16 protein-coding genes are annotated in these 17,054 nt (G+C 71.1%); 7 read left to right on the forward strand and 9 right to left on the reverse strand.

Annotated features, from left to right (window positions below):
* Window positions 1–60 precede the first annotated feature (60 nt).
* Complete coding sequence (locus N7925_RS08120) at window positions 61–915, forward strand: phosphatase PAP2 family protein (RefSeq protein WP_274343484.1); 855 nt, start codon at window positions 61–63, stop codon at window positions 913–915.
* On the opposite strand, the gene N7925_RS08125 is transcribed toward N7925_RS08120, so the two are convergent.
* From N7925_RS08125 to N7925_RS08160, 8 genes are all read right to left on the reverse strand, one after another.
* A complete protein-coding gene (locus tag N7925_RS08125; protein ID WP_274343485.1) occupies window positions 866–2,689 on the reverse strand; it encodes a chitinase in 1,824 nt (607 codons plus the stop codon). The genes N7925_RS08120 and N7925_RS08125 overlap by 50 nt on opposite strands.
* 68 nt (window positions 2,690–2,757) lie before the next feature.
* Window positions 2,758–3,252, reverse strand: coding sequence for a hypothetical protein (locus N7925_RS08130; RefSeq protein WP_274343486.1), 495 nt, complete (start codon window positions 3,250–3,252; stop codon window positions 2,758–2,760).
* 147 nt (window positions 3,253–3,399) lie between these two features.
* Entirely contained in the window at window positions 3,400–4,818 is a 1,419-nt protein-coding gene (locus N7925_RS08135) for an NAD(P)/FAD-dependent oxidoreductase (RefSeq protein ID WP_274343487.1), read from the reverse strand.
* A gap of 23 nt (window positions 4,819–4,841) precedes the next feature.
* Window positions 4,842–5,645 carry an ABC transporter permease gene (locus tag N7925_RS08140; RefSeq protein ID WP_265597397.1) on the reverse strand — a complete coding sequence of 268 codons (804 nt, stop codon included), beginning with the start codon at window positions 5,643–5,645 and terminating at the stop codon, window positions 4,842–4,844.
* A complete protein-coding gene (locus N7925_RS08145) occupies window positions 5,645–6,586 on the reverse strand; it encodes an ABC transporter permease (RefSeq protein WP_265597398.1) in 942 nt (313 codons plus the stop codon). Before N7925_RS08145 ends, N7925_RS08140 begins: the two co-directional genes overlap by 1 nt.
* Entirely contained in the window at window positions 6,583–7,737 is a 1,155-nt protein-coding gene (locus tag N7925_RS08150) for an ABC transporter ATP-binding protein (protein WP_274343488.1), read from the reverse strand. The genes N7925_RS08145 and N7925_RS08150 overlap by 4 nt, the downstream gene beginning before the upstream one ends.
* A 131-nt stretch (window positions 7,738–7,868) precedes the next feature.
* The gene (locus N7925_RS08155; protein ID WP_274343489.1) at window positions 7,869–9,116 is read right to left on the reverse strand and encodes an ABC transporter substrate-binding protein; all 1,248 of its coding nucleotides are present in this window, start codon (window positions 9,114–9,116) and stop codon (window positions 7,869–7,871) included.
* A 62-nt stretch (window positions 9,117–9,178) separates the two neighbouring features.
* A complete protein-coding gene (locus N7925_RS08160) occupies window positions 9,179–10,693 on the reverse strand; it encodes a gamma-aminobutyraldehyde dehydrogenase (RefSeq protein WP_274343490.1) in 1,515 nt (504 codons plus the stop codon).
* Between the two features lie 207 nt (window positions 10,694–10,900).
* On the opposite strand from N7925_RS08160, the gene N7925_RS08165 reads away from it, so the two are divergent.
* On the forward strand, window positions 10,901–11,458 hold the full coding sequence (locus N7925_RS08165; RefSeq protein ID WP_265599032.1) for an NADAR family protein: 558 nt from the start codon (window positions 10,901–10,903) through the stop codon (window positions 11,456–11,458).
* A gap of 212 nt (window positions 11,459–11,670) precedes the next feature.
* Here the strand turns inward: N7925_RS08165 and N7925_RS08170 are convergent, their stop codons facing one another.
* Window positions 11,671–12,381: a DUF4190 domain-containing protein gene (locus N7925_RS08170; protein WP_274343491.1), complete on the reverse strand. Its 711-nt coding sequence runs from the start codon at window positions 12,379–12,381 to the stop codon at window positions 11,671–11,673.
* Between the two features lie 120 nt (window positions 12,382–12,501).
* Between N7925_RS08170 and N7925_RS08175 the strand changes: the two genes are divergently transcribed.
* The 5 genes from N7925_RS08175 (at window position 12,502) to N7925_RS08195 (ending at window position 17,009) form a co-directional block, all read left to right on the forward strand.
* The gene (locus N7925_RS08175) at window positions 12,502–13,536 is read left to right on the forward strand and encodes an adenosine deaminase (protein WP_274343492.1); all 1,035 of its coding nucleotides are present in this window, start codon (window positions 12,502–12,504) and stop codon (window positions 13,534–13,536) included.
* A 22-nt stretch (window positions 13,537–13,558) separates the two neighbouring features.
* Window positions 13,559–14,272, forward strand: a complete 714-nt coding sequence (locus tag N7925_RS08180; RefSeq protein WP_274343493.1) for a glycerophosphodiester phosphodiesterase — start codon at window positions 13,559–13,561, stop codon at window positions 14,270–14,272.
* An 81-nt stretch (window positions 14,273–14,353) separates the two neighbouring features.
* Window positions 14,354–15,151: an SAM-dependent methyltransferase gene (locus tag N7925_RS08185; RefSeq protein ID WP_274343494.1), complete on the forward strand. Its 798-nt coding sequence runs from the start codon at window positions 14,354–14,356 to the stop codon at window positions 15,149–15,151.
* Complete coding sequence (locus N7925_RS08190) at window positions 15,151–16,350, forward strand: sensor histidine kinase (protein ID WP_265599035.1); 1,200 nt, start codon at window positions 15,151–15,153, stop codon at window positions 16,348–16,350. Before N7925_RS08185 ends, N7925_RS08190 begins: the two co-directional genes overlap by 1 nt.
* Window positions 16,347–17,009, forward strand: coding sequence for a response regulator transcription factor (locus N7925_RS08195; RefSeq protein WP_274343495.1), 663 nt, complete (start codon window positions 16,347–16,349; stop codon window positions 17,007–17,009). Before N7925_RS08190 ends, N7925_RS08195 begins: the two co-directional genes overlap by 4 nt.
* Window positions 17,010–17,054: the final 45 nt, after the last annotated feature.

Below are 17,054 nucleotides of genomic sequence, written 5' to 3' on the forward strand. Positions count from 1 at the left end.
CGATGGCGGGAGGTGGTGTCGGCTGTCGGCCGCCCCTCCACTGCCGTACGGTTTCTGCGGATGAGAGAAACACCTCGGTCGCGGGAAACCGCGGCCGACGCCGGGCCGGGGCTTCCCCCGCGCCGTCCCGGGCGTGCGTTCGCGCACACCGGAGCCTCCGGCTCCGGGACTTCTCACCGATCGGACGGCCGCCCGCCCCACACCCCCCGGGGCGCGCGGCGAACCGATCTCGCCGGCCATCCCGGAACAACCCCCCCTGTTCCCGGGTGGCCGGCCCCTCTCGTTCTCCGCCTCCTCGGCCTCGGCCTGCTCGCGGTGCTCTTCTCGCTGATCACCTGGCAGGTCGCCGTCGAGGGTCCGCTGCTGCGGCTCGACGAGCGCGTGGGCGGGGAGCTGTTCGGCCGCGGCCCGGCTCCGCTGACGCAGGTGCTCTCCGATCTCGGCGGGATGCCGGTGGCGCTTCCGACGCTGATCTGCGCGCTCGGGTACGCGCTGTGGCGCGGCGCCCGGCGGCTCGCCGTGTACGCGGCCCTCACCATGGCGGCGGTGCCCGCGCTGGTGATCCCGCTGAAGGTGGCGACCGCCCGGCAGGGGCCGCTGACGGAGGCGGTCAACTACTACCCGTCCGGTCATACGGCGACGGCGGCCGTGGCGTACGGGGCGTCGGCCCTGGTGCTGCTGGCCCTCCCCCGCCCGTCGTGGCTCCGGGAGGCGTCCTGGCTCCGGGCGTGGATGATGCCCGTCGCCGCGATCCTGTTGACCACGGCGACGGGCATCGGTCTGGTGCTGCACGGCTACCACTGGCCGCTTGATGTGCTGGCCAGCTGGTGCCTGGGGCCTTGGGTGCTCGCGCCCCTGTGGTGGGTCAGTTGCCGAAGTAGGCGTCGAAGTTCTTCGAGAACTCCCAGTTATTGAAGCGGTCCCAGTTGATGGACCAGGTCATCAGGCCGCGCAGGTCGGACCAGGTCCCGTGGGTCCGGTAGGAGCCGCAGTCGGTCTTCTTGGTCAGGCAGTTGAGCGCCTTGTTGACCTCGGCCGGTGAGGTGTGGCCGTTGCCCGCCTGGGTGGAGGCCGGGAGGCCGATGGCGACCTGGTCGGGGCGCAGGCCGGGGAACACCTTGCTGGTGTCGCCCGCCACCGGGAAGCCCGCGAGCAGCATGTCGGTCATCGCGATGTGGAAGTCCGCGCCGCCCATCGAGTGGTACTGGTTGTCCAGGCCCATGATCGGACCCGAGTTGTAGTCCTGGACGTGCAGCAGGGTCAGGTCGTCGCGCAGTGCGTGGATGACCGGCAGGTAGGAGCCGGCGCGCGGGTCCTGGCCGCCCCACGGGCCGGAGCCGTAGAACTGGTAGCCGAGCTGCACGAAGAAGGTCTCGGGCGCCATCGTGAGGACGAAGTCCGGGCCGTACTTCGCCTTGAGGGACTTCACCGCGGAGATCAGGTTGACGATCACCGGTGAGGTGGGGCTGCGGAAGTCGGTGTCGCCGGTGTTGAGGGAGAGGGAGTGGCCCTCGAAGTCGATGTCCAGGCCGTCCAGGCCGTAGGTGTCGATGATCTTCGAGACGGAGGTGACGAAGGCGTCCCGGGCCGCGGTGGAGCCGAGCTGCACCTGTCCGTTCTGGCCGCCGATCGAGATCAGCACCTTCTTGCCCGCGGCCTGCTTGGCCTTGATCGCGGCCTTGAACTCCGCCTCGGACTCGACGTTCGGGCACTCGGCGACCGGGCAGAGCGCGAAGCGGATGTCGCCGGAGGTGACGGAGGTGGGCTCACCGAAGGCGAGGTTGATGACGTCCCAGGAGGCGGGCACGTCCGCCATCCGGGTGTAGCCGGAGCCGTTGGCGAAGCTGGAGTGCAGGTAGCCGACGAGGGCGCGGGGCGGGAGCTTGGTGTCGCCGCCGCCTCCGCCCGCCGTGGTGGTCGCGGTGATGGCGGCCGACTTCGCGGACTCGCCGGCCGCGTTGGCGGCGGTGACCTGGAAGCTGTACGCGGTGGAGGCGGTCAGGCCCGTCACGGTGGCGGAGGGACCGGTGGCCGTGGCGACCTTCGTACCGCCGCGGTAGACGTGGTAGCCGCTGGCGCCGGAGACGGCGTTCCAGGAGAGCGCGACCGAGGAGGAGGTGATCGCCGTGGTCTTCAGGCCGGCGGGCACGGCGGGGATCACGACGGGATCGCCGCCGGGGCCGACGAGGGTGAGGTCGTCGGCGTAGTAGGCCGGGGTGCCGTACCAGCCGTGGGTGTAGACGCTCACCGAGGTGGTGGAGGGGCCCGTCTTGAAGGTGGTGGTGAGCTGCTTCCACGCACCGGGGGACTGGGTCCAGGTGGAGACGTCGGTGGTGCCGGTGCCGGACGCGCCGAGGTAGACGTAGCTGCCCTGCACCCAGGCGCTCAGCGTGTACGAGGAGTTGGGCTTGACCGTGATGCTCTGCGAGCATTTGGCGTGGTCGTTGCCGGCCGGGGTCGCCTTGAGCGCGGAGGTGCCGCTGCGGGTGGGCGTGGAGACGGCCGCGCCGCTGGAGTTCGCACAGTTCCAGCCGTCCAGGCCCGCCTCGAAGCCGCCGTTGCGTGCCAGATCGACATCGGCGGCGCCTGCCGCCGGGGCCGTGGCGACCAGGGCGCCGGCGGCGAGCAGGATGGCCGAGGAGACGGCCAGAAGTCCGGAAAATCTGACGGTTGGTCCGGTGCGTTCCACAACAGCCTCCGCGCAGGGGGGAATTCGGGGTTGGCGTGCGCACAACATGGTCCAGACCAATCAGGTTGTCAAGACCTCTGGTGGCCGACTCGGCGCTCCGGACGCTCCCCGCGGGCGTCCAGGGCGGCCGCGCCCGCCGCCTCGTGCATCGCGAGTTCGAGGAGTCCGGCGTCCGTGAGGGTCCCCGAACCGTCCGGCGGGACCAGCCAGCGCACTCCCCCGGTGGCCCGCCCCGGGTACGGGACGACGATCCAGGTGCCCTGGCCGCACCCCCTGATCCCGGTGCCCATCCAGCGGGAGACGGTGCCCGGCGGGACGAAGAAGCCCGTGCGCGACTCTCCGGAGTCGGCGAGAACGGGGCCCGGACGGTCGATCAGGCGGGTGAGGACGTCGAGCGTCGGGTAGCCCAGCTCGCCCGGGAGGATCAGAACGTCCCAGCGCCTGCCGGCGGGAAGGAGCGCGATCCCCCGCAAACTGCGCTCCCACTCCCACCGGCAGGCGGCCGGGTCCGGTGCCACCGATGTGAGCCACTCGACCGCGGCTTTCGTTTCCGAGCCAGTCATGGCCGGCCTCCCGTCGACGTGAGCACCGGCGGGGTTCCGCCGGTGCGTACACCTGCGAGAGAGGGTTCGGTGCCGACTATGACGCGGGTTGGTGCTACTGATCGGTAGTGAGCTGGGTCACAGCATCCGACCTGGGCCGCAAGCGGCTCAGCTGTCGAAGCCGAGGCCCAGCCTGTCCATGGCCCTCAGCCACAGGTTGCGGTGCCCGCCGTTGCTGTCGGCACGGGCCAGGGACCGCTTGGTGATCTCGATCCCGGCCCAGGCGAAGGGCTCCGGCGGGAACGGCATCGGCTTGGAGCGGACCATGTCCAGGCGGGTCCGTGCCGTCTCCTCGCCGGAGAGCAGATCGAGCATCACATCGGCCCCGAAACGGGTCGATCCGACGCCGAGACCGGTGTATCCGGCGGCGTACGCGACCCGCCCCTGATGGGCCGTTCCGAAGAACGCCGTAAAGCGGGAACAGGTGTCGATCGCACCGCCCCAGGCGTGCGAGAAATGCAGTCCGGAAAGCTGCGGAAAGCAGGTGAAGAACTGCTCCGCGAGTTTCAGGAACGTCTCCGGACGCTGGTCGAGATCGGCGCTGAGCCGGCCTCCGTACGGGTAGATCGCGTCGTATCCGCCCCACAGGATCCGGTTGTCCGCGGAAAGCCGGAAGTAGTGGAACTGGTTGGCGCTGTCGCCGAGTCCCTGGCGCCCCTTCCAGCCGATGGACGCGAGCTGCTCGCGGGTGAGCGGTTCGGTCATCAGCGCGTAGTCGTAGACGGGCACGGTGTACGGACGGATCCGTTTGACGAGCGACGGGAAGACGTTGGTGCCGAGGGCGACGCGGCGCGCGAGGACCCGCCCGTACGGGGTGCGGACCGCCATTCCCGATCCGGAGCGGACCAGGTCCAGGCCCCGGGTGTGCTCGTACATCCGTACCCCCAGCTCCAGGCAGGCCCGCTTCAGTCCCCAGGCGAGCTTCGCCGGGTGCAGCATCGCGACGCCGCGCCGGTCCCAGAGCCCGCCGAGGAAGGTGGGCGAGTCGACCTCAGCGCGCAGGGCCTCACGGTCCAGGAAGTCCACGCCCGTGATGCCGAGCCCCACGATCTCCTCGTGCCATTCCCGCAGCTCCTGAAGCTGGTGCGGTTCGGTGGCGACGTCGATCTCGCCGGTGCGCTCGAACTCGCAGTCGATGCCGTAGCGGGCCACCGCGGCCTCGATGGCGTCGAGGTTCCGCTCCCCCAGCTCCTCCAGCTTCGCGATCTCCTCCGGCCAGCGCTCCACGCCGTTGGCCAGGCCGTGGGTGAGGGAGGCGGCGCAGAAGCCGCCGTTGCGGCCCGAGGCGGCCCAGCCCACCTCGTGCCCCTCGATGAGGACGACGTCCCGGTCCGGGTCGCGCTCCTTGGCGATGAGCGCGGTCCACAGACCGGTGTAGCCGCCGCCGACGACCAGCAGGTCGGTGCGGTCGTCGCCGGTGAGGGCGGGCAGCGGATCGGGCTTGGCCGGGTCGTCGAGCCAGTAGGAGACCGGCTTGGCGCCGGCGATCGATCGTGCGGCAGCAGTACGCATGGCAGCTGGGGCCATGGTTTCCAACTCCTTCGGGACTTTCAGGGTCGAGCGTTGTTCTTCCGTCGGGCGGCTATGACCTGGCCGACGAGAACCACCGATATCGCCATGATGAACATGGCGGTGCCGATGACGTTGATCTGCACGGGCGTGCCGCGCTGCGCCGATCCCCAGACGAACATCGGGAACGTCACGGTGGAGCCCGCGTTGAAATTCGTGATGATGAAATCGTCGAACGAGAGCGCGAAGGCGAGCAGCGCTCCCGCCGCGATTCCCGGGGCCGCGATGGGGAGGGTCACCCGCAGGAAGGTCTGCACGGGGCCCGCGTACAGGTCGCGGGCGGCCTCCTCCAGTCTCGGGTCCATCGACATGACGCGCGCCTTGACGGCCGTGACCACGAAGCTGAGGCAGAACATGATGTGGGCGATGAGCACGGTCCAGAAGCCGAGCTGGGCGCCCATGTTCAGGAACAGCGTGAGCAGGGACGCCGCCATGACGACCTCGGGCATCGCCATCGGCAGGAAGATCAGCGAGTTGATCGCGCCGCGCGCCCGGAAGCGGTAGCGGACCAGCGCGAACGCGATCATCGTGCCGAGCGCGGTCGCCCCGAGCGTCGCCCAGAAGGCGATCTGGAGCGAGAGGGAGAGCGAGCCGCACAGGTCGGCGACGCCGCAGGGGTCCTTCCAGGCGTCCAGCGAGAACCGCTGCCAGGCGTAGTTGAACCGCCCGTTGGGCTTGTTGAACGAGAACACCATCACGACGATGTTCGGAAGGATCATGTACGCGAGGGTCAGCAGACCAGCGATGACGACCAGGTTCCGGCGTATCCAGCGCAGTACGGGCATCAGACCAGGTCCTCCGTACCGGAGCGGCGGATGTAGAAGGTGACCGCCAGCAGGACGATCGCCATGAGGATGAACGAGAGCGCGGCGGCCGTCGGATAGTCCAGGACCCGCAGGAACTGGCTCTGGATGACGCTGCCGACCATCTTGGTGTCCGTGGAACCCAGAAGCTCGGCGTTGACGTAGTCGCCGCTGGCCGGGATGAACGTCAGCAGGGTGCCGGAGACGACGCCGGGCATGGAGAGCGGGAACGTCACCTTGCGGAAGGTGGTGGCGGGGGTGGCGTAGAGGTCGCCCGCCGCCTCGTGCAGCCGGCCGTCGATCCGCTCCAGCGAGGTGTAGAGCGGCAGGATCATGAACGGCAGGAAGTTGTACGTCAGACCGCAGACGACGGCCATCGGGGTGGCGAGGACCCGGTTGGACTCGGTCCAGCCGAGCCAGCTGGTGACGTCCAGGACGTGCAGGGTGTTGAGCACGTCCACGACCGCGCCGCCGTCGGCGAGGATCGTCTTCCACGCCAGCGTACGGATGAGGAAGCTGGTGAAGAACGGGGCGATGACCAGGACGAGCACCAGGTTGCGCCAGCGGCCCGCCTTGAAGGCGATGAGGTAGGCGAGCGGGTAGCCCAGCAGCAGGCACAGGATCGTGGCGGTGCCCGCGTACAGCAGGGACCGGATGAACTGCGGGTAGTACTCGCGCAGCGCGTCCACGTACGTCTGGAAGTGCCAGGTGACCTCGAAGCCCTGCTCCAGCGAGCCGGTCTGTACGGAGGTGGAGGCCTGGTAGACGAGCGGCAGGGCGAAGAAGACGACCAGCCAGAGGATGCCGGGGAGCAGCAGCCAGTAAGGGACGAGCCGTTTGCGGGTGGAGGGCTTGCGGAGCTTGAGCTCCCTGGGCTCCTCCGGCTGCGGAGCGGGCGCGGGCGGCGCCTCGGTGAGGCTCACGCCGCGTCCTCCACGCTCTCCACGCCGGCGTCGATGTCCTGGTCGGCGTCGAGCCCGAAGGTGTGGGCGGGGTTCCAGTGCAGGATCACCTCGGCGCCGGGAAGAAGTCCCGCGCGCCTGTCGACGTTCTGCTCGTACACCTGGAGCGCCTTGCCCGCCGGGCTCTCGACCACGTACTGGGTCGAGACACCGATGAAGCTGGAGTCGACGACGCGGCCGGTGACGCGGTTGCGGCCGGCGGCTATGGAGTCCGCGTCGTCCGCGTGGGCCAGGGATATCTTCTCGGGCCGGATCCCGAGGAGGAGCCGGCCGCCGCTCGTCGTGGGGGCGGAGCACCGCGCGCGGGGCAGGGTGAGCTTGCCGCCGCCCGCGGCCACCACCAGATCGCCGCCGGCGGAGACGACCTCGCCCTCGATGAGGTTGGACGTGCCGAGGAAGTTGGCGACGAAGGTGGTGCGCGGGTTCTCGTAGAGGTCGGCGGGCGCGCCGAGTTGCTCGACGCGACCGCCGTTCATCACCGCGACGGTGTCGGCCATGGTCATGGCCTCCTCCTGGTCGTGGGTGACGTGGACGAAGGTGATGCCGACCTCGGTCTGGATCCGCTTGAGCTCCAGCTGCATCTGACGCCGGAGCTTGAGGTCGAGGGCGCCGAGCGGTTCGTCGAGCAGCAGGACCTGCGGGTGGTTGATGAGCGCGCGGGCGACGGCGACGCGCTGCTGCTGGCCGCCGGAGAGCTGGTGCGGTTTGCGGCGGGCGAGGTCGCCGAGCTGGACGAGCTCCAGCATGGCGTCGACCTGCTTCTTCACCGATTTGACGCCGCGACGGCGCAGCCCGAAGGCGACGTTCTCGGTGATGTCCAGGTGCGGGAAGAGCGCGTAGCTCTGGAAGACGGTGTTGACGGGCCGCTTGTACGGGGGCAGGTCGGTGATGTCCTTCTCCCCGAGGAAGACCGTGCCGGTGGTGGCCTCCTCCAGGCCCGCGATCATCCGCAGGGTGGTGGTCTTGCCGCAGCCGGACGCGCCGAGCAGGGCGAAGAAGGAGCCCTGGGGGACGGTCAGGTCGAGCGGCTGCACGGCGGTGAAGGCGCCGTACGTCTTGCTGATCCCGGCGAGGCGGACGTCGCCGCCCGCGGTCTGCTGCTGCTGTGTCATGGGTCGCAGTCCCAGTGTGTTCGGGGGGAGTTCGGGGAAGGGGGTGCCCTCGGGCGGGCCGGGGCGGGCGGGTTGTCCCACGGTGGGCCCGGTGGGTCCGGCGGGTCCGGCGGGTCCGGCGGGTCCGGTGGTCAGGCGCCGATGAGCTTGGCGAACTTCTCCTCGTACGCCGTCTCTTCCTTCGAGGACAGGGAGCGGAAGGAGCGGGACTTCGCCGCCATCTCCTCGTCGGGAAGGATCAGCGTGTTGGAGGCCATCGACGCGTCGATCTTCGCGAGTTCGTCGCGTACGCCGTCGACCGGGCAGACGTAGTTGATGTACGCGGCGAGCTGGGCGGCGACCGGCGGCTCGTAGTAGTAGTCGATGAGCTTCTCGGCGTTGGTCTTGTGCCGGGCCTGCGCGGGGACCAGCAGGTTGTCGCTGGAGGTGATGTATCCGGCGGCCGGGATCGCGAACTTGATGTCCGGGTTGTCGGCCTGGAGCTGGATGATGTCCCCGGCCCAGCCGACGCAGGCGGCGATGTCGCCCTTGCTGAGGTCGGCGGTGTAGTCGTTGCCGGTGAAGCGGCGGACCTGCTTCTTGTCGACGGCCTTCTGGAGGCGGCCGACCGCGCCGTCGAAGTCGGCGTCGGTGAACTTCCCCGGGTCCTTGCCCTGGTCCAGGAGGGTCATGCCGATGGTGTCGCGCATCTCGGAGAGGAAGGAGACGCGACCCTTGAGTTTCGGGTCGTCGAGCAGCTGGGTGACGGAGTCGACCTTGCGGCCGCCGGTCGCCTTCACGTTGTACGCGATGACGGTCGGGATGCCGGTCCAGGGATAGGAGTAGGCGCGGCCCGGGTCCCAGTCGGGGGTGCGGAACTGGGCGGAGACGTTCGCGAAGGCGTGCGGGAGGTTCGAGGGGTCGAGCTTCTGCGCCCAGCCGAGCCGGATGATGCGGGCGGCGAGCCAGTCGGTGACGCATATGAGGTCGCGCCCGGTGTTCTGGCCGGCCGCGAGCTGCGGTTTGATCTTCCCGAAGAACTCGACGTTGTCGTTGATGTCCTCGGTGTACTTGACCCTGATCCCGGTGCGCTTGGTGAAGGCCTCCAGGGTGGGGCGGCCCTTCTCGTCCTCGCTGACGTCCATGTACTCGGTCCAGTTGGAGAAGGTGACTTCCTTCTCCTTGGCCGAGTGGTCGTCGGAGGCCGCCTGGGCGTCGGCGCGTTTGGCGGGCGGGATGCCGCACGCGCCGAGGGTGGCCATGCCGCCCAGTGCGAGCGCGCCCATGCCGGAGGCGCGCAGCAGGGAGCGGCGGGTGAGGGCGCCCCGTCCGCTGGTCAGGGACCGCCTCATGGCCGCCAGTTGGGCGGACGAGAGGCGCTCGGGCTCGTAACTCTCCATACGCGTTGCCCTTTCGGGTGGGAGGCCGCCAGGGCCTCTCGGCCCTGATCGTGCGGCAGCTGCTATCGGTCCCCGAAGATCGTGCGGTGCCAGTCCTTGCGGGCGACCGCGGTGTTGTCGTACATGACGTGTTTGACCTGCGTGTACTCCTCGAAGGAGTACGCCGACATGTCCTTGCCGAAACCGCTGGCCTTGTATCCGCCGTGCGGCATCTCGGACAGGATCGGGATGTGGTCGTTCACCCACACACAGCCCGCCTGGATCTCGCGGGTGGCGCGGTTCGCGCGGTACAGGTCGCGGGTCCAGGCGGAGGCGGCCAGTCCGTACGGGGTGTCGTTGGCGAGCGCGATGCCCTCGTCGTCGGTGTCGAAGGGCAGCACCACGAGGACGGGGCCGAAGATCTCCGACTGGACGATCTCGCTGTCCTGGGCGGCGTCCGCGACGAGGGTGGGCCGGTAGTACGCGCCGTCGGCGAGGTCGCCGCCGGGGGCCTCGCCGCCGGTGACGACCCGGGCGTAGCCGCGGGCCCGCTCGACGAAGGCGGCGACGCGGTCGCGCTGGGCGTGGCTGATCAGGGGGCCGAGGTCGGTGGCGGCGTCAAAGGGGTCGCCGAGCCGGACGGTCTCCATGAGCGCGGCGACGTCCCGGACGAAGGCGTCGTAGAGCGGGCGCTGGACGTAGGCGCGGGTGGCGGCGGTGCAGTCCTGGCCGGTGTTGATGAGGGAGCCGGCGACCGCGCCGTGGACGGCGGCCTCCAGGTCGGCGTCGTCGAAGACCACGAAGGGGGCCTTGCCGCCGAGCTCCAGATGGAGGCGCTTGACGGTGGCGGTGGCGATCTCCGCGACCCGTTTGCCGACGGCGGTGGAGCCGGTGAAGGAGGTCATCACGACGTCGGGGTGGCCGACGAGGTGTTCGCCGGCGTCCCTGCCCGCGCCGGTGACGATGTTGATGACGCCGTCGGGGATGCCCGCCTCGGTGGCGGCCTGGGCGAACATCAGCGAGGTGAGCGGGGTCGGCTCGGCGGGCTTGAGGACGATGGTGTTGCCCGCGGCGACGGCCGGGAGGACCTTCCAGGCGGCCATCTGGAGGGGGTAGTTCCAGGGGGCGATGGAGCCGACGACGCCGATCGCCTCGCGGCGTACGTAGGAGGTGTGGTCGCCGTCGTACTCGGCGGCGGCCTTGCCCTCCAGGTGGCGTGCCGCGCCCGCGAAGAAGGCGGCGTTGTCGACGGTGCCGGGGACGTCGAACTCGGTGGAGAGCTTGATCGGCTTGCCGCACTGGAGGGACTCGGCGTACGCGAAGTCGTCCGCCTGCTCGGCGAGGACCGCGGCGAATCGGTGCATCGCCTCGGAGCGTTCGCCGGGGGTGGCGCCGGACCAGCTGGGGAAGGCGGCGCGGGCGGCGGCGACGGCCGCGTCCACGTCGTCGGGGCCCGCCAGCTCGTAGCGGAGCACGCATCTGCCCGTCGCGGGGTTCACCACCTCGTGGTGATGGCCGGAGGTGCCGGGGAGCAGCTTGCCGCCGATGTACTGCGCACCTTCCGCGAAGCGGTCCTGAACCTGGAAGCCGTTGCTCATGACGCTCTCCTCCGCCGCTGTACCCGCTGGGCGGGGTCGGCGTAGCTTCTTCGTGAATTGAGTGCCGATCCTGACAGAGGGGTTCGAGCCCAACAAGTGATTCCGTTGTTGCCTTTTGGTTACGCGACGGAATCTGTCGACCATGTGTCGTGTCGGTGCGGAAATCCCCGTACGGAGTGTCAGTGGCGGATGCCACACTCACGTGCCATGGGACCGATCGATGAGCTACTGGCGGACGTGGCGCAGGGCAAGCGGGTGAAGTACCTGCCGTTCTGGGGGCACCGGCCGCGCCCGGACGGGCGGCTGGGGCCGAGTTGTCTGAGCCAGTGGTGGCCGTCGCCGTTCTCGGTGGACGGGGTGACCTACGCGAGTGCCGAGCACTGGATGATGGCCGGCAAGGCGCGGCTCTTCGGCGATCCGGAGGCGGAGCGGGCGGCGGTGTCGGCGAAGAGCCCGGCGGCGGCGAAGAAGGCGGGGCGCCTGGTGCGCGGCTTCGACGAGGACGTGTGGATACGGGAGCGGTTCGCCCTGGTGGTGGCGGGCAGCACGCACAAGTTCGGGCAGGACCCGGAGCTGATGGGCTTCCTCCTGGGCACCGGGAACCGGGTGCTGGTGGAGGCGTCCCCGCTGGACCGGATCTGGGGCGTCGGCCTCGCGGCGGACGACGAGCGGGTGGAGCGGCCGCAGCAGTGGCGGGGGCTGAATCTGCTGGGCTTCGCGCTGATGGAGGCGCGGGAGAGGCTGCGGGCGGGCGCGGGGGCCTGAGGCGGTTTCCGTACGGGAGGCGACTGAGGCGGTTGCGGTACGCAGGTGCCTCGGTTCCCGCATGGGGGCGACCGGGGCGGTTCCCGTACGCAGGTGGCCCGGCGTCTCCCGTACGGGGCGCGGCTGAGGCGGCCACCGAAGCTCGGCCGGGCGGGGAGCGGTCCCCCGTGCCCGGCCGAGGTGTGCGGCGTTGGTGCCGGCGGTGCCAGGACCTAGCGGTGGTCCTCGACGACCAGCGATGTGGCGAACGGGTCGTCGTAGGTGCCGTCGTAGTCGCTGTCGCTGTCGCTGTCGGCACTCGTCGCGGCCCAGATGATCAGGCCGAGGATCGCGGCGCCGACGACGATGCCGACGGAGCCGAGGATGACCCCGGCGAGCGCCATGCCCCGGTTGGTGGCCTCGCCGCGCTTGGCACGGCCGAGGCCGATGATGCCGAAGATCAGCGCAAGGATGCCGAGGATGATGTTGACGCCGTAGAGGCAGAAGCCGACCACCGAGACGATGCCGATCACCATCGCGGCCGTGCCCAGTCCGTTGTTGGGCGCGGGGGCCCAGCCGACCGGTCCTGCTCCGTAGGCGCCGTAGCCCGGGTAGCCGCCGTACGGCTGCGGGGGCGGGGCCGGGTAGCCGTAGTGCGCGGCGGCCGGCGGCGGGGCCGCGTGGCCGGGGCCGTTCGGGCCGATCGGCGGCGGCGGTACGTCCGAGGGTGCGGGACCGAAGCCTCCGGCCCGGGGTATCGGCCCGGTGCCGTCCCCCGCGGCCGGTCCGGCGCTCGGCATCGACGTCACGGTCGGCTGGGCGTGGACCGGGGCGGGCGGCGGCGTGTGCGCGGCCGGCTTGCCCAGTTCCACCCTGCTGTCCGGCGGTGCCCACGGATCGCGCGGCGCGGCCCCGCCCCCGGGCTGCTCTGTGTTGTCTGACATGGGCCTCCCCCATCGTGGTCCCGTCATGCTACGGCCAGGCCTCAACGTCCCGGACCCCGCCTGCGATGATCGGTGGGGCCGGTACGCCCGGCCGACGTCACGCCGAACGGGAGATTTCCGATGACCGATCCGCATCCCTTCATCGCCGGGCTGCCCAAGGCCGAGCTCCATGTCCACCATGTCGGGTCGGCCTCGCCCCGGATCGTCGCGGAGCTGGCCGCCCGCCACCCGGACTCCAAGGTCCCCACGGACCCGGAGGCGCTGGCCGACTACTTCACCTTCACCGACTTCGCGCACTTCATCGAGGTCTATCTCTCGGTGGTGGACCTGATCCGCACCCCCGAGGACGTCCGGCTGCTCACCTTCGAGGTGGCGCGGGACATGGCCCGGCAGAACATCCGGTACGCGGAGCTGACCGTGACGCCGTACAGCTCGACCCGCCGGGGCATCCCCGAGGACGCGTTCATGGAGGCCATCGAGGACGCGCGCAGGGCGGCCGAGGCCGAGCTGGGCACCGTGCTGCGCTGGTGTTTCGACATCCCGGGCGAGGCCGGGCTCGAGTCGGCCGAGGAGACCGTCCGGCTCGCGCTGGAGCACCGGCCCGAGGGACTCGTCTCCTTCGGCCTCGGCGGACCGGAGATCGGGGTGGACCGCCCCCAGTTCAAGCCCTATTTCGACCGGGCCATCGACGCGGGCCTGCACTCGGTGCCGCACGCCGGGGAGACCACGGGACCGCAGACGATCTGGGACGCCCTGACCGAGTTGCGCGCCGAGCGCATCGGCCACGGCACCAGCTCCGTCCAGGACCCCCGGCTGCTTGAGCACCTCGCCGAGCACCGCATCGCGCTGGAGGTCTGCCCGACGTCGAACATCGCCACCCGCGCGGTCACCGACATCGAGCTGCACCCGATCCGGGAGATGGTGGCGGCGGGCGTGCTGGTTACCGTCAACAGCGACGACCCGCCGATGTTCGGCACCGACCTCAACAACGAGTACGCGGTGGCCGCCCGGCTGCTGGAGCTCGACGAGCGCGGCATCGCGGAGCTCGCGAAGAACGCCGTGGAGGCCTCGTTCCTCGACCCGGCGGGCAAGCGGAAGCTGGCCGAGGAGATCGACACGTACACGACGAACTGGCTCCGGACTCCCGGCCGCTGACCCGGTCGTCGACAATGGCCCCATGGCCAACACCGTCACCAGCGTCACCGCCGTGGGGCATCGCGGCGATCCGTATCTCGCGCGCGAGAACACTCTGCCCTCGATCCGCTCCGCCCTCGAACGGGGGGCGGACGCGGTCGAGATCGATGTGCGGGTGACCCGCGACGGGGTGCCCGTCCTGCTGCACGACGCGACGCTGGAGCGGCTGTGGGGCCACGACCGGCGGCTGGACCGGCTGGACCACGCGGAGCTGGAGGAGCTGACGGGCGGCGGGGTGCCCACGCTCCGCGAGGCGCTGCTCGCCGTCGGGGCGCACCGGGTGATGGTGGACCTGCCCGGCTCCACGGACGGATCGGTGAAGAAGATCGTGGGTACGGTCCGCGAGTGCGGGGCCGGAGACCGGGCGTACTACTGCGCGAGCGCGGACGCGATGCTGCGGGTGCGCGCCGCCGATCCGTCCGCGGAGATCGCCCTGACCTGGACCACGCTGGCCCCGCCGCGTCCGGAGCTGCTGGCCGCGGTGAAGCCGCGCTGGCTGAACTACCGCTTCGGCCTGGTGAGCCGGGAGCTGACGGACCGGGCGCACCGGGACGGGCTGCTCGTCTCCGCGTGGACGGCCGACACGAAGCGCACGATGCGCCGGCTGATCGAGCGGGGCGTCGACTCGATCACCACCAACCGGATCGACACGCTGCACCGGCTGCTGGCCAACTCGCCCGGTCGCGGCGGTTCTTGATCGGTCCGGCATGATGGGGACCCCGCACCGCCCGCCGCCGCTCCGGGGCGCCGGGCCCTTGGCCATCGAGGAGCAGCTGTGATGGACCCCCGACCGCAGGCGGCCACCGCCCGGATACGCTCCGACGTCGCGCACAACGCCCGTGTGTGGAACTACTGGCTGGGCGGCAAGGACAACTACCCGGTGGACCGGGCGGTGGGCGACCGAGTGACCGGGATGTACCCGAGCATCGGTGAAGTGGCGCGCGCGGACCGGGCGTTCCTCGGCCGTGTGGTGCGTCATCTGGCCGGCGACGTGGGCATCGACCAGTTCCTCGACATCGGCACCGGGCTGCCGACCGTGAACAACACCCATGAGATCGCCCAGCACACCGCGCCGCACGCGCGCATCGTCTACGTGGACAACGATCCGATCGTGCTGGCCCACGCCCGTGCCCTGCTGAGCAGTTCGCTGGAGGGCGCGACCGAGTACGTCGACGCGGACGCGCACCGTCCGGAGCAGATTCTGCGCGCCGCCGAGCCCACCCTGGACCTGGACCGGCCGGTCGCGGTGATGATGCTCGGCATCCTGAACTTCGTGCTGGACACGGACGAGGCGCGGTCCATCGTGCGGACGCTGATGGCGGCCGTGCCCTCCGGCAGCCACCTGGTGCTGACCCACCCGACGCTGGAGCTGGGCGGCGAGGGCAACGAGGCGGCGATGCGCTTCTGGAACGAGAACGCCACACCGCCCATCACCGCGCGCAGCAGGGAGGAGTTCGCCGGTTTCCTGGACGGTCTGGAGATCCTGGAGCCGGGGATCGTCTCCTGCTCCCGCTGGCGTACGAACCCTCGGGAGCCGGAGGTCGCGCAGTTCGGGGTGGTGGCCCGGAAGCCCTGATGCGCTTCCCGGGCCGGTCGGTACGGCTGCGCGGGCTGTCGGCACGGCTGCGCGGGCCGCGGGCCGTCGATCTGTGGATCACGCTCGCGGTGCAGGCCGCGGTGACCATGCCGTTCGTCGTGCCGCGCGCACCGGACCTGCCGGAGGCGACCTGGGGCGCGTACGGTCTGACGACCCTGACCGTGCTGCCGCTGGTCGCCCGGCGCCTCGCACCGGTCACCGCGCTGCTGGCGGCGCTCGGGGGTGGCGCGCTGTACACGCTGGCCCTCGACGGTCCGGGCCAGCCGTTGCCGTACGCCGGACTGGTGACGTTCTACACGGTCGCCGAACTGTCCCCGCCGCGCAAACGGCTCGCGGTCGCGGTGCTGGTCGGCGCTGCGGTGTTCCCGTCGGTGGCCTGGAACACGGGTGAGGCGCGGGAGTTGCTGTTCTCGCTGTTCGTGTTCGGTGCCGCGTACGCCTTCGGGCGGCTCAACCACACCCGCAGGGCCTATGTGGCGGCGGTGGAGGACCGGGCCCGGCAGGCGGAGCTGGGCCGGCGGATCGAGGCGGAGCAGGCCGCGGCGCGCGAACGGGCCCGGATCGCACGGGAGATGCACGACATCCTCTCGCACGCGGTGAGCCTGATGATCGTGCAGGCGGAGGCCGGCCCGGTGGCGGTCCGGACCGCCCCCGAGCGTGCGGAGGCGGCGTTCGACGCGATCTCCGAGACGGGCCGGGACGCGATGGTGCAGCTGCGCCGGATGCTCGGGGTGCTGCGCGAGGACGGCCCCGGCCAGGCTCCCGCGCCCCGTTCGCCGCAGCCGGGGCTCGCGGAGCTGCCGGCGCTGCTGGCGCGGGTGCGCGGCGGCGGCCCGGAGGTGGTCGTGACGACGACCGGGACGGTCCGCGCGTTGCCGCAGGACACCGGGGCGACGGTGTACCGGATCGTGCAGGAGGCCCTGACGAACGTCGTCAAGCATGCGCGGGCCGACCGGGTGGACGTGGAACTGAGCCATGGGGAGGATGAGTTGACGATCACGGTGCGGGACGACGGGCAGGGGCCCGGGGCCGGCCAGGGGCTCGGGCTGATCGGGATCAGGGAGCGGGCCGCCGCGCACGGCGGCACGGTGCGGGCCGGTGGCGGCCCCGGCGGCCGAGGCTTCGAGCTGGTCGTCGGGCTGCCGCTCGCGCCCGCGGCCGAAGGGGCGCGGACGTGACGGTCCGGGTGGTGGTCGCCGACGACCAGGAGCTGGTGCGCAGCGGTTTCGCGATGATCCTGGACGCCCAGCCCGGCATCGAGGTGGTGGCGGAGGCGGGGGACGGGGCCCAGGCCGTGGCGGCGGTGCGCCGGCTGCGGGCGGACGTGGCGCTGCTGGACATCCGGATGCCGGTGCTGGACGGCATCGCGGCGTGCCGGCAGATCGCCGCCGAAGGGGGCTGCCGGACGGTCATGCTGACCACGTTCGACGCGGACGAGTACGTGTACGAGGCGCTGCACGCGGGCGCGAGCGGCTTTCTGCTGAAGGACGTGCGCCGGGACGATCTGGTGCACGCGGTGCGGGTGGTGGCCGCCGGGGAGTCGCTGGTGGCACCGTCGGTGGCGCGGCGGCTGATCGCCGAGTACACCTCGCGCCCGGCGGGCCGGGCCGCGCCGTCGGCCGGCCGGCTGGACGTACTGACCGTGAGGGAGCGGGAGACCCTGCTGCACCTGGCGCGGGGCCTGTCCAACGCGGAGATCGCGGCGGCGCTCGTGGTGAGCGAGCACACGGTGAAGACCCATGTGAGCAAGGTGCTGTCCAAGCTGGGGCTGCGCGATCGCATCCAGGCCGTCATCTGCGCCTACGAGACCGGGCTCGTGGCTCCCTCGGCCGGGTGAGCCACCGGCGCTTCCTCCCCCGGGCGAGGGAGCGAGACCCCCGCC

The sequence above is a fragment of the Streptomyces sp. CA-278952 genome, assembly GCF_028747205.1.
GTDB lineage: Bacteria > Actinomycetota > Actinomycetes > Streptomycetales > Streptomycetaceae > Streptomyces.